Origin of the sequence: Halomicronema hongdechloris C2206, assembly GCF_002075285.3 — a bacterium.
Classification (GTDB): Bacteria; Cyanobacteriota; Cyanobacteriia; order Phormidesmidales; family Phormidesmidaceae; genus Halomicronema_B; species Halomicronema_B hongdechloris.
This window is the reverse complement of the sequence record NZ_CP021983.2, coordinates 2012153-2037018: the sequence shown is the minus strand read 5'-3', so window position 1 is coordinate 2037018 and position 24866 is coordinate 2012153. Positions and strand designations below refer to the sequence as shown.

Sequence of the window (24866 nt, the reverse complement as noted above, 5' to 3'; positions counted from 1 at the left end):
TACGGCATCACCCAGAGCCTGCCCACCTGCCGCCCATTGACATCACAGCAGATTTGGATAAGTTCCCTTTATAATTTTCGCGGGTCAGCTGAGAGGATATTTGGAAAGTACCCTGCAACCTTGCTCCAGACTGGATTCTGGCCAACAGAGCCATACGCTCTAAGCTTACCCTGCAGGGCTTTCAGCCGAGTTTTCAAATGTCCTCTGAGGACACGACAGATGGCCTGTAGCTGCATATACGCAATAAAAAAGCTACCCGACAAAATCGGGTAGCCCAGCACCAGTCGCCCTCAATCCCTACACAGGTTGCAGCACCGCCGCATGCTGTCGATACCAATCAATGGTGTTCTGTAACCCCTGTCGAAAGCTTACCTGGGCTTCAAAATCGAATAGGGCCTTGGCCCGTCGGGTATCCAGGCAACGGCGAGGCTGACCATTAGGCTTATCGGTCTGCCAGACGATGTCCCCATCAAACTCCATCAGATCACAAATCAGCTCCACCAGATCTCGAATCGAGATTTCATAACCCGTGCCTAGGTTCACGGGCTCAGGGCCGCTGAACCGTCGCGTTGCCAGGACAATCCCCCGAGCTGCATCCTCAGAGTAGAGAAACTCCCGGGTGGGGCTGCCATCACCCCACACTGGCAATTGCTGCTTGCCCTCGATCTGAGCTTCATGGACCTTGCGAATCAGGGCCGGAATCACATGGGAACTACGGGGATCGAAGTTATCTTCAGGGCCGTACAGATTAACCGGCAACAAATAAACGCCATCGAATCCGTACTGCTGCCGATAGGATTGCAGCTGTACTAGCAAAGCCTTCTTGGCAATACCATAGGGGGCATTGGTTTCCTCAGGATAGCCAGCCCACAGGTCGTCCTCCTTAAAGGGAACGGGTGTAAATTTGGGGTAAGCACAAATCGTGCCCACACAGACAAACTTCTCGACACCCGCCTCATAGGCCGCGTGAATCAGTTGGGCCCCCATCATCAAGTTGTCATAGAACAACTCGGCCGGCTTCTCACGATTGAGGCCGATGCCACCCACATGGGCCGCCAAGTGAATGATGATGTCTTGGTTTGCCGTCGCTTGCTGACAGTGGTCCCACCGACGTAAATCACAGTCTCGCGAGCGGGGAATCGTAATCCGCTCGGGAGCGGCCCCAGCCTGGATCAACTGGTTGACCACTTGCCTACCAAGGAAGCCAGCTCCCCCGGTGACTACAACTCGTTTTTGGCTCAGATCTAAACTATCCATAGCAGTAAAGTGTTAGCGCCATATCGGGTATGCTCGAGTTCAGGGATGCCATTAATCCGTGTACTTATTGAATTATGGGCCCTAGGCAAATGCGTTAGTGATGGCGCTACGAATCGTGGCGATATCTCCATTGCCATTGCCATTGCTGGTTGGGGAGATTCCAACCGCCTCTAGATCAGCATCGACCATCAATTTCACTAGTCCCTCAAAGGTCACCGTGGGTTCCCAATGGAGCTGTCGCTGGGCCTTGGCCGGATCCCCAATCAGTAGTTCTACTTCGGCGGGCCGCAGATAGCGAGGATCAAACTCGACATAGTCTTGCCAGTCGAGATTGACATGCTGGAAGGCAATGTCCAAGAATTCGCGAATGGAGTGGGTTTCTCCCGTGGCAATCACATAGTCATCGGCGGTGTCTTGCTGCAGCATCAACCACATGGCCTTGACATAATCCTTGGCATAGCCCCAGTCGCGTTTGGCATCCAGGTTGCCTAGGTAGAGTTTCCTCTGCTGCCCTGCCACGATGCGGGCGACGGCCCGCGTGATTTTGCGGGTAACAAAGGTTTCGCCACGGCGGGGCGATTCGTGATTGAACAAAATGCCGTTACAGGCAAAGAGATCGTAGGCCTCTCGATAGTTCAGGGTCTGCCAGTAGCCATAGACCTTGGCACAGGCATAGGGACTGCGGGGATAGAAGGGAGTCGTTTCCTTTTGAGGAATCTCCTGAACCTTGCCAAACATCTCCGAGGATCCCGCTTGGTAAAACCGCACTTGAATGCCGGTACGATGTTGGTAGTCTCGGATAGCTTCTAAGACTCGCAGGGTGCCCATGGCCACGGAGTCCACCGTATATTCGGGAGAATCGAAGCTAACTCGCACATGGGACTGGGCGCCCAAGTTATAAACTTCGTGGGGCTTGACCTCTTCTAGGATGCGGCGCAGGGTGGTGCCATCGGTGAGGTCGCCATAGTGGAGAAAGATGCGAGCAGCTTCATTATGGGGATCAACATAGATATGGTCGATGCGATCGGTGTTGAAGGTAGAGGTTCGTCGGATAATGCCGTGGACTTCATACCCTTGCTCTAAGAGCAATTCGGCTAGGTAGGAACCATCCTGACCCGTAATCCCAGTAATTAGCGCCCGTTTAGTGTCCATAATGTCTAATGTTTCCTTCTGTATGACAGGGTTTCTCCAGGGTCCAGCGGTAGTACTGTGTAAGCACAGTTGCGACTAATCCCATAGTTCCAACATGAACTGGGAAACTGATCATCCTAACTGAGCATCTTATTGGACTGCCGCGTTACACGAGAGAAATAGTAGTATTTGCGGGAAATCCCAAATCTAGAGAGTATTTTCGGGGTTTTCACCTTGTCTGAGGCCAGATCTGAAGCTTTCTCAAGGAAATGCTCTAAATCGCGACCTAGATTAGGCATAAACACCCGAGCCCGGACTATATTTCTTAACAACCTTAACCTGTCCTATCGGGTTGAAAATCAAGACTCTATGTTTTCTCTGCAAAGACTTTAGTTGGGGATGGGCTGTCCTGGAGTCGTGAGCGCTGGGCATCGAGGTTGGCAAAGTCAAACAAGTCCCGGTCGGCCAATTGAGAGGGGGCCACGGTCTGGAGGCTGCGGAAGATCTGCTCTGTCCGTCCTGGCCATTCTCGTTCCCAAGTCTGCAGCATCTGCTTGATCTGCTGCCGTTGCAGGGTGTCTTGGGAGCCACAGAGGGTGCAGGGAATGATGGGAAATTGGCGCTGACGAGCGTAGCGAGCGATATCGGCTTCTGGGCAGTAGGTCAGGGGGCGAATTACGATGTGGCGGTGGTCATCGGTGAGGAGCTTCGGGGGCATGGCTTTCAGCTGTCCCCCATGGAATAGGTTGAGGAAGAAGGTCTCGACGATGTCATCTCGGTGGTGGCCTAGGGCGATCTTGGTGGCTCCCTCCTCTGCCGCTACTCGGTAGAGAATCCCCCGCCGCAGCCGCGAACAAAGGCCACACATGGTTTTGCCGTCAGGAACTACTCGCTTAACAGTGCTGTAGGTATCTTGTTCGACGATGCGATAGGGGATACCTTTCGCTTCGAAATACTCAGGTAATACCTGGGTCGGAAAGCCAGGCTGTTTTTGGTCTAGGTTAACCGCCAGGATCTGAAACGAGATGGGAGCATTGCGCTGGAGGCTCAGCAGTAGATCCAACAGGGTATAGGAATCTTTGCCGCCAGAGACACAGACCATGACCCGATCGCCGTTTCGGATCATGCCGTAGTGATGAATGGCTTTGCCCACCAGCCCCCGCAGACGCGCCTGTAATTTTTTGAAGCTTTTGGAGGTGGGTATTGTACTGGAATCCATAGGTTGGGCCCGGCGGAATCACTGCCTATTGTAAGAACAGGGGTGATAGGACTCAAGCTAGGGTTGTGGTCCCTTCCCGATCAGACTATAGAGACGGCTGTGAGAAAACAGATGCAAGAACTAGTGTTGGGATCGGTGCGGTTACAGTTGCTGCCGCAGCGGGCTGTGTATATTGAGGCGATGCGATCGCTGCTGGTGGCCGATGTGCATCTGGGTAAACCGGAGACCTTTCAAGCTCATGGTGTGCCAGTATCCAGCCAAATCAACGATGCCACGTTGGCGCGCCTGCAACGGTTGTGCCAAACCTGGCGACCTCAACAACTCTGGATCTTGGGTGATCTATTCCACAGTCAGATCGGGCTAGTCGAGACTGTCAAAGAGCATTGGTGCCGATTTTTAGAGGAGGTGGCGATATCAGTGCACTTGCTTCTGGGCAACCACGATCGTCCTCTCAAGGCAGCCTGGGAAGAGCTCTCGATTCACTGCTGGCAAGAGTTGGTGCAGCGGGATGCAGTATTGCTGAGCCATGAACCCCAACCGGTGATGGACGCTGACATTCTCGTGAATATTTGCGGTCATGTCCATCCTCGGATCCGGCTGCAGACTACCCTGGATAGCTTACGGTTACCCTGCTTTCACTGGCAGCCCTCCCAACGGCGGCTGACCCTGCCCTCCTTTGGAGAGTTTACCGGCGGCTATGATATTGCCCTTTCAGGGGATGCCGTTGCCTATGGGGTAGCGGAGGACCAGATCATTCCTTTTCAGGGCCACTGTAGACGTGGTAGTTGAGCGAGTCCAGGTGTGATCTGCATCATCGGGTTAAGGCTGCGATGTCACCGGCTATGGAGACAGAGGTCACCAAGAGACATGATGACCATCACCCTACTTCAGTAGCGAGTCGGTAACAATTGACACATCAGCACAGGAGCTCAGCCCATTAAGCCATCATAGGGCTCTGGGTCGGCACTCCTCGCTATGGCGTTCCATTCACTCCCCTGGGGGTATCCTGGGGGAGTTTTTTGTCTTAGGATGCCGGCGACTGGAAATCGGTGGTGTGGGTAGCCCCGGTGGCACCGATCTTTTGCAGGGCATAGTGAATGCCGTCAGAGGTTTCAGGCGTTAGGGGTCTGGCCGTGTCTGACCACTGAAAGACGGCTCGTCGGCGCACGATTTCAGTCCGCAAATCATCGGCCCGCAACAGCTCGATGCGGCCGGCGGCGGGGCCCCAGGCGAAGCGGACGCACTCGACTCCATCGGATTGCCGTTGTCGCAACAGGGCATAGGCGGCGTCAGGGGTTGGAATCACAGGATCGGCCACGATAGTGACGGTGAGCACCACAGGATCACTATCAATCGGCACATCCTGCCTAGATCTCAAGGTCAAGGTCAATTGCAGGGCCATGCCCGTCTGTAGCAGCGGCGGTTGCTCTTGACCGGGTCGGCGCAGGTCGGCCAGGGAAAACTGTAACAGTCGGCCGGGAGCAATCCCGGTTAAGGATCCATTGAGTAACACTAGGTCGGCGGAAATGCCATTGGCATCGATGCGCTGGATGGTCAGGTCGGCAGTGCCTGTAACGGCATCATCATCCCAGTCGTAGCGCAGGGCCATCTGGCTATCGGGATTGTATTCTCTGCGATCGCAGGCCAACTTAGCACGGTAGGTGACCAGCTCGTCACCATCGCCTGGCAAGGAAATCTCTCGGGCGGCATGGGCTGCCGAGGAGGCCAACTGGCGATTGTACTCGGGATCTTCGAAATGAATGAAGTAAGGGGTCAGGGGTAACGGTAACGCGTCCGGATCCCGCAGCCGCAGCGGGAAGGTTAGGGTCTGATAGAATCCATCCTCGATGGCCCTGGGGTTTACCTTGGCACACACGGTCAGGGTTTCCCCTGGTTGTCGCTCCGCTAGCAATCGCTGTAGGCGTTGCTGTTGGTCGGCACTCAAGTCATAGTGACCCTCTGGGAATTGCTCATAGGTGAGGGTGAGACCACCACTGATAATCGTCACCTGGATGTCCCACGCCTCATCGACAACTTCTGACTGCGGCGAAAATCCAATTTGGGCCTGAGCACTGAATTCCAGACGACCGTCCCAGCTGGAGTCAATCACACCCTGGACAGGCTCCCTGATCGTTAACTCTAGACCTCGAGCAGGTTGCAATAGCCCGCTACTCTCATCTAAGAAACCGGCGAAAAAGGCCGTGTCGCTGGGAGCCTGGGTGAGGCGATGGCTGCTGCCCAGATCGAAATAACTGGCCCAGGTCCGTAGCGCCGTGTTTGGGTTTTGATTAGAGGGCAAGGGCACAGGCCGGGGATAGCGGTGCTGCACCGGCACACTACCGGACACCAGATTGCCAGCGCTGGCCGCCTGCCGCAGCAGTTGGTGGCGCAGGGCCAACATAGCTCCCGGTCGATCTCCCACCAGAAAATAGTGTAGGTGGCCCGGCAGAATCGGTTGCCAGGCATCAGTATCCACCATGGCCGGCAAGGGCGGCGTCGGCAATACCGGCAACAAGCTCTTAATGGCTGTGGCTCGGAAATAGGGAGGCAGCCCGGCAGTAGGCCCATCTTCCGGTAAGGCCGAGCGAAACTGCAAACCATACTGGGGCGCCTGCCACCAGAGAGTTTCCGAGTCATCATAGGGACCGATCACGCCTTGCTGGTCCTGGGTGTACTGCACACTGAGGCGCAAACTACTCAATCCCCAAGGCCATGCTCCCGCAGCATCTGACTCGGGTCGCTCAGGCAAGTATAAGGGCTGAACCCCGATCACCTGGGGTGGGGCCAGCTCTACTGGGTGCAGATTCTGCGGCAGCTGATATCCTCCAAATTGTCCTTGCCGGAACCGCAGTTGGCTCACCTGAGATCTGAGATTGAAGGTGCGTTGGGTCAGCGACTGGCGAATCTGGATATTGGGCACGATGCGGAAGCGATATCGAGGCTGTAAGACAGCCATTGTCTGATTTGGATTCTCCGAGGTCAGTTGCCGGAGCTCCCGCAATCGCAGGATGGCGATGGCCGAGTCGGGGGCTAAGCGAATATGAGTCTGCTGGGCCCACTGGTCGATGCTGGCAGTCAACCTCTCATCGTCGAGGGCGATCGCATCTTGAGTGGCTTCCCACAGGTGGCTGGCTACCGGCAGCAACTGGCCAGACGTTGGATTTAGACCCAGCAGTTCGGCAGAGACGATTCGTCGCTCGTATGTCCCTTGAGCGGGTCGAAAGTCTAACCCTAGGTAGGGACTGACAGCCAAACTACAGGGGATGGGATTGGGGGTAGTTTCTAACTGCAGCAGGGCCGGTAATAGGGTGGCCGCCGGGTAGCGCTGAATCGCTGCATCAGCCGTCGAACTCCAGAGGCGGCTGCTCCGTAGTTGTAAGCCAGTGCCATGCCAGGGATAGGGACGCTGGCGATAGGTTCTTAACAGCGCCACGCCCAGTTGATAATGATGGGCTACCTCGGCGGCGGGTAAGGGCTGGCTGTAGAGGGCGGCGTAGTGAAGCTCCCCCAACCAAGGCCGCGGGAAATTGCCATTTTCATTGGCAAAGGCCAGGTTGAAGCGATCATCTGCGATGTCATCCGCTGCAAATAAGGCACCGGCGATAGACTGGCGCTGCTGGGGCTGCTCTACCCCATTGACATAGACATGGCCCGTTCCCGCCGAGGTAAGACTGAAGACCAGTTGAGTCAACCCCGGGGCAATAGAGCTGAAGGCACTCTCGATACTGGCATCACCGTCACTGGTCTGCAGCCGCAGGGCATAGTGACCATTCCGGTTATCCCGCATGACCAGCGAGAAGTAGCTGTTCTGATTATTCACCGACAGGGTGACAATGCGGGCATTATTCTGGAAGAGCTGATCGGCGGTTAAGGAAATCCAGATTTCCAGGGTGAAGGCGTTGCTGGCCCGGCAGGCCGCCAGGAGCTTATTGATTGGAGGCGAGGCCTGGATAATGGTTGCTTGGCGAATTCGTAGGCCTCCCCCGGTAGAAACTCCGCGGTTGCGGCGGCATTGTCGATGGTCAGGTTCAGAGGCGGATCTACTTGGGAATCGTCGGGAATTTGGTCTCCGCTGCTGCCATCGAAGCGATACAGGAGCTCTAGGCCATCCCCTAGGCGACTGACCCCGGAGGGGGCTAAGAGGCTGTGGGGACGCCAGTGGAGGAAATTATCTCCTGAGCTTTCCGAGGCAGAGATGGACAAGGTCTGGGGGGGATAGGTAGGGCGGACCACTCGGAAGGCGTGGGCCAGGGCGGCGGCTCGACTCTGGCGGGCTGGGGTCTCGGGTAAGGCGGCCAAGATGCTCTGGAAGCTGTCGGGACTAGTTTCCGGAGGCGGGGTCTGCAGGCGGAACCAGCTTTCTTCTAGAGAGAGGGGATCTAAACGCGCCCAGGTACGGCCAGCAGCGGTGTCGAAGCCAGTCACGGCCAGGGTAATGGCATCCTCTCGTCCCCAGTGAGTCAGGGCTGACAGCAGCCGTAGATTCGTCACTGTGGTAGATGGCTGGGCTAACAGCAGTATCGGATCCACCTGCAGGGGACTGAGGGCATCTGTGACGGTGGTTGGCAGCTCATCAGCCTCTTGAGCTTGCAAACGGCCCAATAGCGGTAAGGTCAATAGCAGCCAAGCCGGGTCATGGGGATCGGAGGCGCCATAATCCTCAGGGCTGCTGAGCAGGCCCAATTGGGTGCCGTTAGGGAGAAATTGTAAAGTGGTGCCGCTACCTCGAGTGGTAGCCGCCGAGACCGCTGAGGTCGAGGTCGGTTGCCGCACCCAGTGCACGGCGCTCATCTCCACCAATAGGGTTTTCTCAGAGAGTCGATCCAGTTCAGCGGTTTCTCCGACAGTGAGTTGATCCCGCAGGCTAGCGGTCAGATAGCTATCACTGCTATCGCCCAAGCTGTCGACGCCGATAACCGCATCGATGGTCTGACCAGAGCGATGGCTTTCCAGGAAGGTTTTGAACCCCGCCGGGGTAACCAGCCGCACTTCCTGGGTAATGGTCCAGCGCCGGTCACCCGTGAGTTGGTGGCTAGCCAGGTCAGAGGTGGAGGCCACGTTGATCAGCTGGTGTTCGACGACGGCCAGAAACTGCCATGAGTGGTCGGAAGCAAGCTGGAAAAAGAGTTCTCCGGCACCAGCGGCGAGCAGCTCCGGAGGTAAGACATGCTGATTGAACAACACTCTGGCCGTATGCCGCACATGGTTGAGGGCAGCGGTTTCTCCGTTGGGAGTCTCAATCGCAGGTAAGGTTAGGGTGGTCATGACCACGCCGTTGGCATCTGCCTGGCTGCTGAGTTCCAGGGCTTGAGGCCAGGAGATCACGTTTTTGACTTCTAGGAAGCCGTTGAGTAATAGGGACTCTTGCCAGGTACCTGGGTTGGCGGCGGGAGCGTCGGGGTCGAGTTGCCAGCGGGCGGTATAGCCAACGGTGAGATCGCCGGCGGTGGAGCCATAGATTTGCTGGCGTGTCCCTGAGCGAGTTGCTTCTGTTGTTGCTGGTGTCTGGAGAAATGTGCCCCAACGACAAAACAGCAGGGTTTCCATGAAGGCAGCCGTTAGTCTGAAGACCGGATACACCGCCGGGGTTGGTAAGTCGTCTGACGGTGCCTCTGGAGCCGCTGCCGTGGCAAAGGTTAAAACAGCGTAGCCTCCGGCTGCTTCAGGACGGTCCAAATGCATGCCGGGCAGCAATTGTAATGCCGTTGGCGGTAAATTGCTTGAGGTGGCCGTGTAACCTTGCCAGCGAAACTGCAGACTACTGGGGGTCGCTACTACTTCGGCCTCGTCACCCGCCTGCAGATCGCCGAAGAATAGGCTGGACTGCTCCCAGGTGGGAGCTAGCGAGGCAGATACTAGGGAAAACTGCACCAGGGCCTCAAACACCGAGCGCGATTCGCCGCCCTCTGGGCGGGAGCGGCCCAGGCGCAGGCCGAGATCTAAAAAGGCTTGATGCTGGTAGCTGGCAGTCTCCATATCCAAGCGCAGATGGACTGCCTTGGGGGCCACACATAATCTGAGGATGAGGGCGGCGGAAATTCATAGACCACTGGTTGGGGCTGGGGAAATTGCAGGGCATCGGCGGGTAATGGCAAGGCCCATTCCTGACCAAATCGGAAGAATCGCAACCACACCTGGCCGCCCTCCGTATCATTGGGTCTCCCCAGGCGCAGGGTCCCGTCGACTAGCCGCAGGGTCTGCCAGGTGAGCAGGGGGCATCGGTGATTTCTCCGTTGGCATCCAGGGCCAGGGGCCATTCGGCCACAGCCGAGTCGAGGCTGACCCGGCTCAGCTCTAAGGAGCCCTCAGTCGTCTGGCGCTGGTAACGCAGGCGCACGGCATTGCCGAGATCCTTAAGCTCAGATGCGGGATTGGCGTTTTCTTCGTGTGGCGTCTTCTTCTCGTCTTGACCGGGCAAGGGGAGCTGCAGGCGACCGACGATCTCCACCACCATCACCTGGTCATTTTGGATATCGACTCGCTCTAGGGTGAGGGGATAGAAGTGTAGGCCGAAGAGGTCTAACGGTGGGGCAGCCTCGGCGGCCAAACGCCACTCATAGCCATTGAGAAAGTTGTGGTCTCGGGAGAGGGCTTCGGGATCGTTGATGTCGCTGTGAAGCTCTTTGGCCACCGGTGAAACGGTATCCTGGCGACGAAATTCGCCGCGTTCAGGATCTAGGGTCTGGACGGGGAGATCGCGAAACCAGAGTTGCCAGGGAGTGCCGCCTCCCTGTAGGGACTCTGGCTGCTGCAGACTCACGAGTTCATAGGCAAGGCGGCGATCGGGGGTGGCCTGAAATGCTATGGGAGTCTTGATCAGATTGATGGGGAGATCGGCTGATGCGATCGCACCGAAGCGGGTCAACCCCCGCTGGTCACTGAGGCCACCCGACTCAGAGTGGGCCGCTAGACTGCCTGCCGTCACGGCATAGGCATCTGGCAGCCACGGGTTCCAGGAGCCAGGCGAGTCAGTCGATTTTCCGCCAAGGCAAAGTGTCCGGAAATACCGGCCAATACCCTTTCCTCGCCCAAGGTGAGTGCTGGCCCCCCCTGACAACACCAATTCGCCGGTACTACTGGGTCAGGGCCGCGTCCACGCTGACAGGCCAAGGCCAGGGTTCCACTAAATGCTGGAGGGCCCCATCCCCCTCCTGGAAGGCCACCACCCCATCAGCCGCCGCCAGGCTGGCCAGGTTACTCAACTCCTGCCAGTAGGGGGCCAGGGTTTCCCGAGTCAGGGGAGCGGGCGGTTGCGGCGGCGGATCCTGGGGCCGGGGCGATACCTGCTGGGGATCGGGTGGCTCCTGCGGCAACTGGGCCAGGGCATTGATCTCATCGGTGTAGGGCAGATCGAAGCGGTACTCTAGGGCCAGGGTCTCAGCCTGCGGCTGTAGGACCAGTCCCGGCAGCGACAGAGAGACCAGGGGCAGATCGGCTAGGGTGTGCCACTCCCGGGCAGGTAGCGCCGCCGAGTGCAACCGGGGCCAGGCGGCGGCTCCATTCTCACCGGCGACCCCGAATCGCCAGGTTTGGGGTAGGGCCGGGGTGCCATTGGCTGGGGCTACGGGCAACTCATAGGGGACCAATTGGCGACTGGCGCTGGGAAAGTTGGGCGGAGACTGCTGCTGGGTCAGGGGCAGGGCCTGAACCATGGGCAGGGTGCCGTGCCGTTGCCAGACTAGGGGGCGGTGGCGACTGAAGCTATCCGCCGGCAACACTCTCTGGTCCACCAGCCGCTGCAGCACGGTAGCCGTAATCTCTCGGTATCATCCTCTAAAATCCAGGTGCGTTCGGTGGTGTCTACTGCGTAAGTGAACTGCCATCCCTGCAGCTGGGCCGAGGAGCGCTCTTCGGCGGCTGAGCGACGGCTAAGTTCCAGGGTATCCAGGGTGAGCGTTAAGACCGGCGGAAATATGCCGCCGTCCGGGGCCAGGGTCCGCAGGGGATGCGATCGCACCCCGGCAATCCAGTCCTCTAGATCCGGTAAAGCGTCTTGCCGCCGGGGCTTGCCGGTACTGAGCCAGAACAGTCCGTTCAGGGTGATTTCCGGTTGCTCCAGAGTCAGGGCAATCCGGCGCAACTCCAACCCTGCTGCCGTCGAGGCCAACGTCCAGGTACCATCTAGATGAGCGGCATTGGTGAGGGTGAGATTCCAGGGCTGCTCTTGGCGATAGCGGGACAGCACTTGGGGATGGTCATTGCCCAGGGCCACAGCTCCCTGCAACAGAGGAGAGGTCTCGGCAGCAGTGGCCAAAGAACCGGCGACCCGACTATCTAAATAGATCTGCTCACTCAGATTGGGCACCGGCACCTGGGCCCAGCCATCTTCCAAGGGCATGAATCCCCATAGTAGCGGCGGCTCAATCGGTGTGGCGTCCTCGCCACTAGTCCAGGTGGGTTCTGCCAGTCCCTGCTGCCGCCGCAGCACCTGGGGGGTAGCCACCGGGCTAAAGGCGGTTTGCAACTGCTCTAGGGTAATGGTTTCTTGCCACGTGTCCGGGCGGCGTTGGCCCTCCGTAGCGGAGCTGACTGACCGTATCAGTCGGTGTCGCCTGCGGCTGAATCATGGTCAAGATCAGCTGCTATGCCCTCGGCAGTGGGGCGAACCCTGAACCGTGTCAGGCACCACCTGGGCCAGGGAGGTGGCTGGAGTGGCTTGATTACCAGGGCCTGATCGCCTAAGTAATAGGGTGATTTCCTGCGGGGGCAGGTAGAGTTGCGGTGGCTGTCCCCAGGGGGGAATTTCCCAGGCCAGTTGCGGCAGCACGCTGGGGTCAACGATGGCCAGAGTAACCCAGTCGGGTACCATGGCCCGCCTCGTCAATAGTAGGCGGGATTCAGGGCCTGATCGAGGGCGGCCCAGGCGGCGATGAAGCCTGCGGCTTCGGCGGGGTAAGATGCGATCGGGCTCCAGGGTCAACCGCAGTTGGGGAATATCACCGCTGGGCAGGCGCTGGGTTAGTTGAAACACAGCCGCCAGCGGTTGGGTCTGCCAGGGCAGTTGCACCTGACCATAAATGGAAAGACCGCCGCTATGGACACTGAGCGGGCTCAGTAAGCGACTGGCTCCCGGTCGTTGTTGCAGCCCATCCACCCCCTGACTGGGAATCTCCAACGACAGCCCCCGGTAAAGTTGAGAAATTTGCGCGTCACTCTGGGGCGCCTGGGGCCAGGGCAGAGGAATCTCTCCGGTGAGGCAGGTGAGGCGGTCGGGGAAAAAGCTGGGGGTTGCCTCCTGGGGGAAGGTTTCCGGCCACTGTCCCGGCTCCGCCTGCACCAGCAACAGAGACAGGTCACCACTGTTGAGAAACTGGCGGAGGCGCTCCGGCGTAAAGGGAGGGGTAGGACTTACCGACCGCTGCCACTGAAAGCTGCCGCCGCCACCGAGATCGACGCTCACCTGGGAGACACTGCCTAGCAACAGCAGGGTGCCTGGCAAGTGGATGGCATCGACCCCCAAGCCCCGCCGCTGGCGCTGATTTAGAAACAGGGTGCGAAAGGCCCAGTGGCTTTGGGGCTGAGCTAATTCCACCAGCTGTACCTGAGCGGACCAGAGCGGCCCCTGGACCGTGACCGAGGTCATGGCGGCGGCGGGAATGGATGGCATGGCAGATCCTCCTGGCAGGCGGGGTGAGGGCGATGGGACGGGAGCGGATGTCAGTTGGATGATTCGTCCAGGGAACGGGGAGACAGGGGCAACAGATCACTGGGGGCGGCACTGCCGCGACGGGCCCTGAGTCGTAATTCACTGCCCTGTAGACCTCGGTTGGCGGCGGCTTCAAACAGATCCGTCACGGCCTGTTTATCGGGGGCAGTGTCAAAGAGAGCCCGCAGGTCCTGGCCCTCTTGCACGGTCATGAGACCGTGGTAGCGGATGCGAGCCCGCCCGATCAGCAACACCGGCTGCAGGGCCGGAGGCAACTGGGACGGTTGTGGTCGAGTCGGCAAGGGAGCGGAGAGGGCAGCGGTCGTCTCTAGGGTTTCTAGGGCCGTGACCAGCCGAGTGATCGCTTCTCTAAAAGGAGCATCCCCTTGCTGACTCAAGGCTCTCAGGGCCTGCAGCTGGGCCGGACTATGTAGACGCCCTAACCAGGTAACCTGCTGAGCTTGCAGAATCAGCTGGCCCGTGAGCAGCTGATCTAGGCGCTCTGGGGGCAAGTCCACGGTCACCGTCGTGGCCTCGAAGGGCTGGGCCAGGGCTGACTGCCGCAGGTGCTCCGAGAGGGTCTCGGCAGTCGGTCGACGGGGGATGCCGCTGGCATTGACGGCAACGACTGGATCCCTGCCGGGATCGGCCTGCAGCAGAGCCGCGATGGCCGTACGTAGAGACTGATCTCGGGTGGTGTGTCATCCCGCAGACGTTCTAAGGCTTGCCGTTGCTGAGCCGAGGGCACTGCCCCGAGCCAGGCCACTTGGTCTGGGGCAATCTGGAGCTGATCTGCCAACCCAGAGGGGAATTTCCTGGGGCAGGGATGCAATGACGACTTGACGATTATGCTGACGCCCTAAATCATTCACCCCGGCCAGAAATTCAGGAATCTGGGCCCAGCGTCGCAGCGTATCTTCTTCACTCTGGAACAAGGGACCCCTCCACTGCAGCCGGTCCTGCTGAGCCGCTGTCTGACCAGAGACAGTGATCTTGGGTTGCAGGCTGGGGGGCACCTGGTCCAGTCCTTGCGGTGCGATCGCAGCTGCCATTTCCGGTGCCGGCCCTAGCTCCACCGTGGCTGGAACTCCGCTGTTTAGTTGCCGCAACAGTCGGCGAATGGCCTGGCGGAATACCTGATCGCCGTCGAGGTCGCTGAGGGCCTGCCGTTGCTCTTGGCTGGGGGCTGCTCCCCGCCAGCTGAGGCTGTCGGCGGCAATCTGTAAATTATCCTGCAGGTTGGACGGTAGCTCGGCCTGGGTGGGGCGGGTCAGGCGTCTCAAGGCCGCCTGGAAGCCCTCATCCCCCGGCAGGGCCAGTAGCTCAGCCCGGGTCTCTGACGGCAGCTGTGCCACTCGCCGCAGCACACAATTCTCAGCATCGGGGAAGTCGACTCGATCGCCTACCGTGGCTGGCAGAGGCTGCGGCGGCACCGCAGAAATCGCCCCCTGGCTGAACCAATCCTGGTAGAGCCGCTCCAGGGCTTGGTGGTCGTCGAGATCTGCGAATAAATCCGTCAGTGTCGCCTCCCCAAACCGCATCTCTAGGGCCTGCTTCTCGGTCGGCGTCAGGGATTCATGGCAATGGAACAATTGATCGAGGGCAATGGCTACCTGGAAGCGGGAACCGGCGATCTGATCCAGCAGGGCCTCTAGGGCGGCAATAAAGGGATCTCCCGATCGCAGCACCGCCCTGACTCGGGCCAGCAGCTCCGGCAGGGGTCGCTGGAAGCCGTTAGCCCCCTGCCGACGAATGGGACCATCTTGATCGGGGGCCGGCAGTTGCAGCCCCGCTAAGTCATCATGAATGGCCGCCACTAGCTGGGCTTGATCCACCCGTGGCCATGCGAAGGGGGCCGTCTCCGCGGCTGCGAAGGAGGCTCGCGCCTTCTGGATCAAATCATTGATGGCGAGTCTAAAATCCCGTTCCCTCTGCGACCGATTCGGATCGAAGATGCCACCGCCTTCGAAGACAGCATCGACATTCAAACCGCGCAGGGCATTTTCCTGGTCCTCTGACAGGGGGCCTGTCCAACGCAATGCATGTCTATTGCCAAATGAATTAGTCACGGTCAACGGTGCCAGGCGATCGGGGGCACTGGGAGGCGTCCATCGGGAGCGATCCGCCCTGATGGTCTGAGTGCTCTCTACGGTAGGAGAAGTGAGCCGAGTCAAAGCCGCTTGGAAGGGTTGGTCAGCATTACGGGACAGGTGCTGTACATTCTGCTGCTGCTCTGTCGTGATGGGGCCATTCCAGCGCAGCATCCAGCCGGGATCTGCATCGGGGGGATAGACCACCTCTATGGAAAACGGCTCCGGTAAGTCGGGGGCATCGGGTCGGGGCCGGGCCGGCACGGCATAGGCCTGGGCAAATCGGGCCGACCGCAGTTGGTTGAGTAGTCTATCGACGGCATCCTGGAACTCCGGCAGATCACTGTGGTAAGCCCCTAGGGCTACTGCCTGAGTCTGGGTCATGGCCCCTCGCCAGGCCAAGTGCAGGCGGGTATCGCCGCTAGCTTGGGAGCGGCCCAATTCCAATTGACTCTGGAGTAGAGACGGCAGGTCTAGCCCACTGCTGAGGGCAGCCTGGTAGGGCAGCTCTGGATAGGTAAGCTTGGCCTGCAGAGACACCGATAGCTGGTCTAGGGCCTGGGCCTGGGCCACCCGCCGGGTGGCGAACCATTGCTGCAGGAAGGACGCTATGGCGGCGTCGGCAGGATTGCTGGCCTGGGGATAGCCGGGCAGGGTTACAAATAACGCCTGGGCAAAGAGCAATAACAGCCGTTGGTAATCCTGGCGGGTGAAGACGCTGACCACCGCCAGCAAGGTGCCGTCACCGCCCTCGAAGGCCAGCTTGCGGCCCGTGGGGCTAGCGGCCAGGCGGCTGAGGTCATAGCGTCGCCCCAGGGTGACCTGGCTGACTTGCTGCAGGGTGGTCCTGAGAGTAAAGGCGGTCTGGGGCACTCCCTCCTCGTCTAGGGCGATGTCAGGCGTCAACTCCACGGCATGGACCTGGGCCAAGAAGCGCTTACCCAGCTGGCGGTGGCGATAGATCTTGGCATCGGCGTCGTAGAAGAATTCTGCCTGTACCTCGATGTTGCCGCTGAAGATCTCGACGACCTGATAGACCACCTCGGGATCCGGCAGGGCCGCTGGCTTGACGCTGTCGGTGCTCGGTTGCTCGTCGGGCCAGCGATGGCGGGCCGTTTGCGGCAGGCAGTCCCAGAAGCGTTGCAGTTGCAACTGCAATCGCCGAGTCAGAAGCTCCACGGCCTCCGTACCGTTCTGGTGGAAGGGGGCGACGGGGGTCCAGGCCTGTGCGATCGCATCTACCCTGGCCTGGGGATCCGGCGAGCGGTATTCAAAGTCTCGCTGGTGGATCTCATTGGGCAACGAGACGGTACTGGCCGATTGGGCAATCAGCAACAGTCGGTGTTCATAGAAATAGGGCAAGCCCTGCCACTGCAGTACCAGAGCCCCCTGCTGGAAATTCCCCAACCGCGGCGGCAGATCTAAACTGCGGCCCACGGTTTCACTCAGCCGTTGGCTCAAATCAAGATGGTCAGGCCGGTCTGGATAGGCCGCCGGTAAGGCCCGCAGGGTCTGCTCCTGGTTCTCCACATAACTAAGGGTGATGTCATTGGCGACTAACTCACCGAGATCCTGACGCCAGTCTTCGTAAGCAAAGCGTCGCAGCAGAGTAAAGGCAATCTGACGATAGGCCAAACGCCGGGCCACGGTCTGATTGCGCTCCGCCAATCGCTGCTCCCGGTGTTGGGCCACCATGACTTCCCAGATGGCGCCAGGAGGGGCGGGTTGCCCCGGTTGGCTGGGGGCATCTAAACGGCCAGAGCTGAGCACCAGGGGCTTATCGATGGGTTGAGTCCGCTCCAGCACCACATCCAAGCCTGCCGCCGCCGGATCAGGCAGCAAGGCTGCCGTCACCACTGGGGTCGGACTGGCGGCCGGTTGGAACAAGGTGGGAGATTGCAATAGGCTCTGCCACAGCAACTCGTAGCGGTTATAGGGGCGAATGTAATAACGATAGGCGTGGGCCCAGCGAGTCTCCAGCACATGGTCATAGCTCAGCCGCCCACTCCGGTCGGGGCTGGCATAGGCGGGAGAGCCACTGTGGGGATAGGCCGTCACCAGCCATGGCCCTGAGTCCGTGACGGCCAGACCCCCGGCATCGATCACCGTGGCACCGTTGGCATCGAAGAATCGCTGCGACCAGGCCAAGAAGTCAGGTAACACCGCCGCAATGCCATCGGCATCGGTGGGAAGGCGCAGGCGAGGGTTAGCACTGGCATCGTCATCGGGGTTAAGAAACTCCAGATAAGCCTTCAATCGCCGCCATTGGGTCTGAGCTGCCGATACCGGCGTACTATCACTGAAGGCGTTGGCCAAAGTCTCCACAGCCACCGTGAAGTAGGTAGAGCGCTCATCGGTGGCTGCAAAGGGCTCGACCGGGCTAATCGAAGGTTCCCGAGCCCCCTGCGGCAAATTACTCACTGGCTCTAGGGCCACCGTAGGCAATTGCCGTCCCCGCAGTAGCAGCGTTAATTTGCCCGTGAGAGGTAGGCGCAGGCTGCGCACGATGGGCTTGTCGTCATCGCCAGAGGGCTCCAACTCCAGTTGGCCACCGGCTGCATCAGCCTGATTGATCACAGTACAAGGACCATTCAGCGTAAAGGCCACCTGTACCGAGGTGCTACCGGTGCCAGTAATTGTCACCTGACCATACCGCTGTACCTGGCGAATGGTGGGGCGCATGCTCAGCTGTACCATGCCCAATAGAGCATCCGGAGCTAAGCCCTCTAAGGGACCAGGGCTGACCCGCCGACTGGGCTGCACCAGTAGTTCCACATGCAGGTGGGAATAATGGCCTTGGTAGGCAGGGTCCTGTTGATTGACATCAACCACAGGTAACAAGACCTGCAACAATTCCTGACCTGTCAACAGATCATTGCTCCGTCGCTGTCGCAACGACACGGTGATGCTTAAGCCCAGACGCTGCAAGATTCCCCAGCCATAGGGGTCCGCCTTAAAGGCCGTGGCATCCATGAAGGGAGCGAATTCCACCGGCTGCATGGGCACATTGGTCTGCAGATCCAGGGTGTAGTTCCGGCCTAAGTCATCCAGAATCTTCCGCAACAGGGGATGCAAGGCCGCCGCCTCGGCATCACTAGCTCGGTCAATGGCCTGGGGCCGCTGCCACTGGGGCCATACTAGAATCGACTCCCGCCAGGAATACCAGGGCCCCCTAGGAATCTGAGATCCCTCTCCCCGTTCCCCTGGCTCGAGGGGCGAAGACGACTTCACTGCGGTACAGGCCTCCATTGCCCCGTAGACAGGGTGTCGTCGGGGGTGAGTAGCAGATCCTACCCCCGGCAACATCTGCACATCCTGAATCGGTTGCCAGGCCCGGGCAAAGCGTTCCGTCTGTCCAGCCTGGCCTGCCCACACAGTATCGGTATGGGCATCGGCATCCAGCTGCAATAGCTCATAGCCACCATTGAGGTCGGTGGGATAATCCGCCTGGCCGCTAGGACCTTGATTCCAGCGGAAGCGAATCAACCGCAGTCCAGCCGGATGGCTGCCATAGTGAACTGCTGCCGCCACCTGGGCCGGAGTGCCCTGGAACTTCAAGCGATCCGGTCGAGGCATGGGGAAGTGGGCCGGGCCGGTGGTGGCCCGCTGGTCTTCTGGAGGCAATACCGGCAGGCGGATGGGTTTGGGTACCCACTCCAGTTCGGAGGGTTGCTTCTCTTCCCGGCCATCGGGAGAGTCAAACCGCAATACCAGTTCCACCGGGGCCAGGGCCGAGGGCACCTGATTAGCAGAAATGGTCTGCAGATAAATCCGCCAGGCTTGCGGCTGCCAGAGAGCAGCTTCCCCTGCTGGGAAAATGCCTGTCTGCTGCAGCGTCTCCAAGGGAATTCGAGCCCGCCTGGCCTCCTGAGGACCACTGGGAATCACATCGATTTTGATATCCGTGGGCAGGGGGCGGGCATTGCTGGTGGGCAAGGTCTTGGTGCGGGGGCCCTGGATGGAATTATCGAGGCCATAGCTACCGATGGGCAGAATCGTCTCTCGCCGGAAGATCAGTCGGTAAGTGGCGATGGGTACTCGTGGCCCCTCTCGCTGGGGCTGAGGATCCTGCCAGGTGACCTCAATGCCCAGCTCGACCTCCTCGCCGTCTGGCTCCAAGGTAGGCAACAGCACCGTCGGCAGGGTGGGACGCTCGGGATGGATGTCTGAGAGCAGGGGATCCTGGCGATTGGGGTAGCGTACTACCACAGTATCTCCCTGCTGTTGCAGGTCATAGCGCATAATCAGCCGACCATTGACGGGCACCCGGGGCGGCTCGTTGGGATAGCGGGTCGCCACCAGGGTGAGGGGACGGCCGCTATGACCGGCCAAATCTACCGGCGTGATGCTGTAGAGGTAGCTACGCCCAGTAACCGGTAGGGCGGCTTGGTCTTCCAGGGTCTCAGCATTGAAGTGATCCACTAGCTGGAAGCGCGGTTGCAGCCGTTGCAACAGGCCACTCCCCGGCTCTATCGCAGCTTGCAAGAGCAGGGCTTGCAACTGGGCCACCTGAGCGGAGCTGGCTCCCTGCTGCTGTAGCTCCGTCAAGACTGGCTCTAGGGCAGCCAGAAAGGCCCGTTGTCCCTGGAAAGAACGATCCATCAGGGGCGTTAGGATCTGCTGCAGTTCCGCCAACAGGGATGGCTGAGCCTGGGCATCCAGGGCCTGGGTCAGGGTCTGGAGGGTCTCGGCAGTGATCTGAAAGCGGGTCTCGTAGTGGAGAGCTTCGGCACCCTTAACGGTGTAGCTCACCTCCCGCTCGCCGCCATCGAGGGAGCGCCGCCGCACCTGGTAGTGGATCAGATGGTGCTCCGGCTCGGCCTGACATTCGCTGCAGTTCAGGGCCGGGGGTTGGGCCCAGGTCAGATCCCAGGCCAGGGCAATGGTATTGGCGTCGGTATATTGCTCTATCCGTTGGAACTGGGGCGGGTTGAGAGCGAAGTTGGCGGCGGCAATGTTGAAGGTGCGCACACAGCCGTATTGGGACTTATCGGGACGGGGACTATGCGGTCCCAGCCGCTGATAGAGAATGGGAATCGAGGCCGTGGCTGGATCAAAATCGGTATTAGTCTTATCAGGCTCTGTGACCGCTTCCGTCAGCCAAGTCGGCAGAGAACCCGTGCAGCGAAAGACTAACCCCATCTGGAAGCCGATCATGGCAGTAACATCGGGTTTGGTCTCGAGGGCAGCCTCGGCATAGCTGCGCAGATCATTGACCAGATCGTGCACTACCAAGCCCCGTAACTGGTGAGCTTGCTGGTTAATGTCGGCAGCCTCATCGATGGCACCAGAGTCGTTGTAGATGGTGGTGGTGGCCTGGAAGGCGCCATCTAAGGCGTGATCGTAGGGAGAGTTGGGATCCCGCTTGAAGTAAGGGGAGCCCCGGAACTGCTCTAAAGCCCCCCGCACTGCGGCTTCGAAGGCATCTTCGCTGGGATTATGCACGCGCTCATCGGCAATGCTGCTGGCCTGGTGGCGGTCCTGGCACAGCGGATCTGGATCGGCGATGATGCGCTCCTGGTCAATCTCCCCGTCTACCTTGAAGGCATAGGTGAGGTAATCTTGCAGCTGCTGTTCTCCTGGGATTGGCACTCCACTGCCATCGGTGCGCGGAGTTTCTGTAGCAGGATCAAACTCTATACCAGTCAGGATCGGGGCCGTCCAGGCCACCTGCCAGCTGAAGGGTTGCCCTAAGGGACGGGTCACCCAATCAGCAGCGATGGGATCGTACTGTTCCAAGGTCAAGTCTGCCGCCGGAATCGTCAACTCAAAATCCTGTTCCACCTGGACGAAATTGCCCTGATCGTCCATAGGCGGTGCCGGCAAAAAGCCAATTCTTCTAGGGCAGTGCTGCCTGCGGAGCTTCCCCCGGGGCACCAGCACGAAGTAGTGGTAATCGGACCCATCGTCGGGGTCGTCAATCAAGAAGACATCGTAGTTGGGGTGGTAAGGCGGTCTCTGGGGGCTGGGGGCGGGTAAGGTGATGCCCTCTAGGGCTGCCAATACGGCAGTTACATCCACGCCGGTCGCAGTCAAGGCCTGGGGAGCCCTGCCTGCGCTGGCACCCACCGACGACCCTAGGACGGAGGGGGCTGTCGGGGGAGTGCCTGTCGTGGCTCGGGGGCCGGTGGCCAGGAAGGCAGCAGCCGGGGTCGGGGGGGGACCTCCTGAGGTCGCCGTGGCCAAGACAGTTTGGCCATTCCCTCCGGCATCTGCCGGTTCTACCCCAGGCACCGCCTCCACATCGGTGGCCTCTAACCCCACCCCTAGGAAAGGCTCTACCCGTCGCTGGGCGATGGTTACCTTCTCTTCCCGGAAGCCAAGACTGACACTGAGTTGAATCCCCCGGCCCATGAACCGCACTGCCAGAGTACCTCGAGCCCGGAAGCCGGCGTCGGAGGGGTTGAGGCTGGCTACCCCCACTTCCATGGCAGCGGTGAACTCCAAGGAGACGCTGAACTCAAAGCTCTTCTCAATAAATAGAAACTTGATCCAGAACTCGATGGCAATGCGGATGCGCACCTCGATACCGATGGCCGCATAGAAGGCGGAATCGGCTACTGGATCGTTGAAATCCATCAAGCCAATGTAGCGAGCTCCGAAGGCTCCGTTGACATCGGCAGTGACTCGAGCCCCAAACACCCGGAGATTGCGCTCGGCTTGGAAGCGGAAGCTGGCCCGGGCCAAGAAGCGACCCCAATCACCAGATAATCTGCTGTGGTGCGGAAGATGGCGCCGCCGCGGATCTCCACATCCAGGGACCAATCTTGTTAGACCAGCGCAACATATTGGGCCAGCCCAATTCCGCATGACTAGGCCCGGCTCGATCAGCAGGGTGGCGGAAAATTGAGCATTGTTGACGATCCGCTCTACTAGAGGGGGGATCGGCACGATATGGCCCAAACTGCCCTCCGGATTCGAGGCAATCTGGGCTAAAAACCGCTTCTGCCGTACCGACAACAACACAAACCCAGTGAGTAGGGGCCGCTCCCGTAGGCCATCCACATCGTTGACGAAGCCCCAGTAGTTGGTGTTAAACCAGCAGCGCACCGCCATAAAAAAGGTGAGATCGCTGCGGAAGGCAATAATGGCATCAAACACATAGAGGCAGGGCAATACCCGCTCCGCCTGCTCGATCCAGCGTAGGGAATTGGGAGAGGCTGAGGTCTGGGAGATCAACGCCCGCAATACAATGGTCCAGCGCAGCGCTTCCCCTTCCCCTTCGATATCGACTGCCCAGCGATCGCGTCGGGTCAGATCCCCCTGAGTGCGGGACAGACTACGTAACTGCGACAGCAGTTCCTGCAGATCCCCTGCCTCATCGGCGGCCCGAATACTGGCCAGGGTATAGCGATAGCCGAAGCCCAGCCCCACTTCCCGGATATATAACTCCACATAGGGAATGCGGAAGGTGACTTGCTCAATCTGCAGGAAGACGAACCAGGCCCTGACCCAAGGAGCGGTTTCATCACGGCGCACCCGCAAGAAGGCAAAGCTAGCGGCGATCACGGGCAAGCCCTTGATCTCGATGCGCCCTTCCCCGGCAAACCCCTGGGCATCGGCCTCGTCGATCATCTCCACCACGCCGTAGAGTTTGAAGGCTTCGCCGGAGGTGATTTCCACCACCAGCTCCCGGAAGTAGAGCCGGGGCACAAAGCTCCCCGGCCGCGGTAAGCCGATGTAGAGATCGTGGACATCGATGCGGGCACTGAGGGCGTCGCCGCCGCCCTGGGCAAATTTCACTTGCCCGGAGATGCGCATGGCTGCTTCGTTGTCAAATTTCTCAAACTGGGGTACGAAGCCGATGCCCCGAATTTCCATCTCGAAGCAGCCAAGGAAATTGAAGCTGACCGGCTCTGGCAGCTCTACCACGAAGTTCACATGCTCGGCGATGACGCTGGCATCGCCGGTGAGGGGGCATTCCACCAGCTGCAGCTGCACGGCGCTCAGCAGCGCCAGCGGGCCATTGGGGCTATCGCCGGGGGCCAGGGTAAATTGGGCACTGCCGGTGATGGTGAAAAACAGGTGGAACTGACCGTCGTTGACGAACTTGAGGCCGATGGCATCCACCGAGAACTGAAAGCGGGTGCCCTGGCAGTGCAGCAGCTTTTCTCCGGAGAGGGTTGCTCCTCCTTCCACCAGGGTGAGGTTGCCGTCTCGTTGGGCAAACTGCAGGGAGACATCCACCATGGCATCCCCCACCAGTGCCGGCGGCAAGGGCCCCGATCCAGCCAGGGTAAAATCTTGAATGCGATTTTCGACGATACTGAGACGGCTGCCGTGGAAGCGGAAGCGGGTGTCGACCCCATTCAGGCGGGCTGGTCGGTCGGTGACCTCGGCGGTCAGGCTCAAGCCCTGGGCTGAAATCACCAGATCGCTGAGGGCAAAGGTGATGGGGTCTTGGCTGGCCCGGGTGTAGTCGATTTCCACCACGGCCTCGGGGGCTTGGATGATCTTGTAGTCGTAGTTTTTGGTGATCAGGGTGAGGTGGTGGTAGCGCTCCAGGCCATTGCGCTCCTCGGTGAAGGCGCCGCCGATGAACCGCCAGGTTAGCCCTAGAAACTTGTTTTTCTGGTAGGGCCTCGCCGTCGGAAATCAGGCGGATACCGCCGTCGTGGTTGACCCGAAAGGCGAAGGTCTCCCAATTCAGCTCTAGGGTGATCTGGGTGGCAAAGCTGAGGGCGCCGATGCTGACCTCGGCGTCGATGGGAACGGCCACGGCGGTGGTGGCAAAGTCGATGAAGACTTGCAGAGGGAAGGGTGAGCGCACCCGGATACTCTGGGCTGGGCTGGTGTTGCCGCTGGCATCGGTCTGGTTACTGCCGGGCCGGTTCAGGAAGGGGAGGTTGAAGGGGTCGTTGAGGGTAATACTGAGGCCGGTGCGATCGCTCTCCTCTGCTCGCCCCCAGATACTGCTGCTGAGGGGGACAAAATCTTCAAAGCTATTGACACTCTTGCCATGGAGAGACTCTGGATCCTCTAAGTTCAGGGCTTCCAGGGTACTGTCTAGTTGGCGAAAAAACTGGGGCAGGGCCAGCTCATTCAAGGTCAGGCTCAGCAGCACCAGGCTGATGCCTTGGTTGGGGATGGCCTGCATCTGCAGAAAGGGCCGGGCCGGAGGAGTCTCATCTGCTGAAGGCTGTAGTTCCCGGTCTTGACTGCTACCGCTGGGGCGCTCCCAGGCAAAGTTACTGGAGGCGGTCAGGGCTTCCCCGGGCCGAGGGTTACTAGGGTCGGCAGGCGCATCCAGGGTGAGTAGGAAGGCCAGATTATCCAGCAGATCGGGGGTCTCTAGGGCCTGCAACAGCAGGGTGAAGCGCACCGCATCGGGGGTTTGAATCTGCAGTCCCGGCAGGGTGAAGGTCTTGCCGATGCCGGAGACGGCCCAATCTAGGCGAATTTCCTCTAGGGGCTGGCCCAGTAGCAGCCGCAGCGTGAGTTCACTCTCGATGGGGGCACTCTGATCGGCGAAGTTGGGCACCAGCCGTTGGATCCAGTAATTGAGATTGGTCTCGCCCCAGCG

The 24866-nt window shown here is 59.6% G+C and carries 12 protein-coding genes; 1 reads left to right on the top strand and 11 read right to left on the bottom strand.

From position 1 onward, the window contains the following. Positions 1–297: 297 nt before the first annotated feature. From XM38_RS09245 to ttcA, 3 genes are all read right to left on the bottom strand, one after another. Positions 298–1257 carry a GDP-L-fucose synthase family protein gene (locus XM38_RS09245; RefSeq protein ID WP_088429614.1) on the bottom strand — a complete coding sequence of 320 codons (960 nt, stop codon included), beginning with the start codon at positions 1255–1257 and terminating at the stop codon, positions 298–300. An 81-nt stretch (positions 1258–1338) separates the two neighbouring features. Then, on the bottom strand, positions 1339–2412 hold the full coding sequence (gmd, locus tag XM38_RS09240) for a GDP-mannose 4,6-dehydratase (RefSeq protein ID WP_088429612.1): 1074 nt from the start codon (positions 2410–2412) through the stop codon (positions 1339–1341). Between the two features lie 343 nt (positions 2413–2755). Further along, a complete protein-coding gene (ttcA, locus tag XM38_RS09235; protein ID WP_088429610.1) occupies positions 2756–3607 on the bottom strand; it encodes a tRNA 2-thiocytidine(32) synthetase TtcA in 852 nt (283 codons plus the stop codon). 111 nt (positions 3608–3718) lie between these two features. Here ttcA and pdeM point away from each other — a divergent pair, with 111 nt between their 5' ends. Beyond that, positions 3719–4396: a ligase-associated DNA damage response endonuclease PdeM gene (pdeM, locus tag XM38_RS09230; protein WP_080810591.1), complete on the top strand. Its 678-nt coding sequence runs from the start codon at positions 3719–3721 to the stop codon at positions 4394–4396. Positions 4397–4631: 235 nt separating this feature from the next. Here pdeM and XM38_RS09225 read toward each other — a convergent pair whose 3' ends face one another. The 8 genes from XM38_RS09225 to XM38_RS09190 all read right to left on the bottom strand — a co-directional run bounded on the left by XM38_RS09225 (position 4632) and on the right by XM38_RS09190 (position 23776). Next, positions 4632–7484, bottom strand: a complete 2853-nt coding sequence (locus XM38_RS09225) for a LamG domain-containing protein (RefSeq protein WP_256995767.1) — start codon at positions 7482–7484, stop codon at positions 4632–4634. After that, on the bottom strand, positions 7475–9616 hold the full coding sequence (locus XM38_RS26895; protein ID WP_225889260.1) for a hypothetical protein: 2142 nt from the start codon (positions 9614–9616) through the stop codon (positions 7475–7477). The genes XM38_RS09225 and XM38_RS26895 overlap by 10 nt, the downstream gene beginning before the upstream one ends. Positions 9617–9791: 175 nt before the next feature. Continuing rightward, entirely contained in the window at positions 9792–10532 is a 741-nt protein-coding gene (locus tag XM38_RS09215) for a hypothetical protein (RefSeq protein ID WP_088429606.1), read from the bottom strand. A gap of 148 nt (positions 10533–10680) precedes the next feature. After that, positions 10681–11259 carry a hypothetical protein gene (locus XM38_RS09210; protein WP_187329344.1) on the bottom strand — a complete coding sequence of 193 codons (579 nt, stop codon included), beginning with the start codon at positions 11257–11259 and terminating at the stop codon, positions 10681–10683. 26 nt (positions 11260–11285) lie between these two features. Then, a complete protein-coding gene (locus XM38_RS09205) occupies positions 11286–12071 on the bottom strand; it encodes a hypothetical protein (protein WP_088429602.1) in 786 nt (261 codons plus the stop codon). Between the two features lie 111 nt (positions 12072–12182). Then, a complete protein-coding gene (locus XM38_RS09200; RefSeq protein WP_088429600.1) occupies positions 12183–13214 on the bottom strand; it encodes a hypothetical protein in 1032 nt (343 codons plus the stop codon). A gap of 50 nt (positions 13215–13264) precedes the next feature. Next, positions 13265–13777 carry a hypothetical protein gene (locus tag XM38_RS09195; RefSeq protein ID WP_088429598.1) on the bottom strand — a complete coding sequence of 171 codons (513 nt, stop codon included), beginning with the start codon at positions 13775–13777 and terminating at the stop codon, positions 13265–13267. 177 nt (positions 13778–13954) lie between these two features. Next, a complete protein-coding gene (locus XM38_RS09190) occupies positions 13955–23776 on the bottom strand; it encodes a hypothetical protein (protein ID WP_137455057.1) in 9822 nt (3273 codons plus the stop codon). Positions 23777–24866: the final 1090 nt, after the last annotated feature.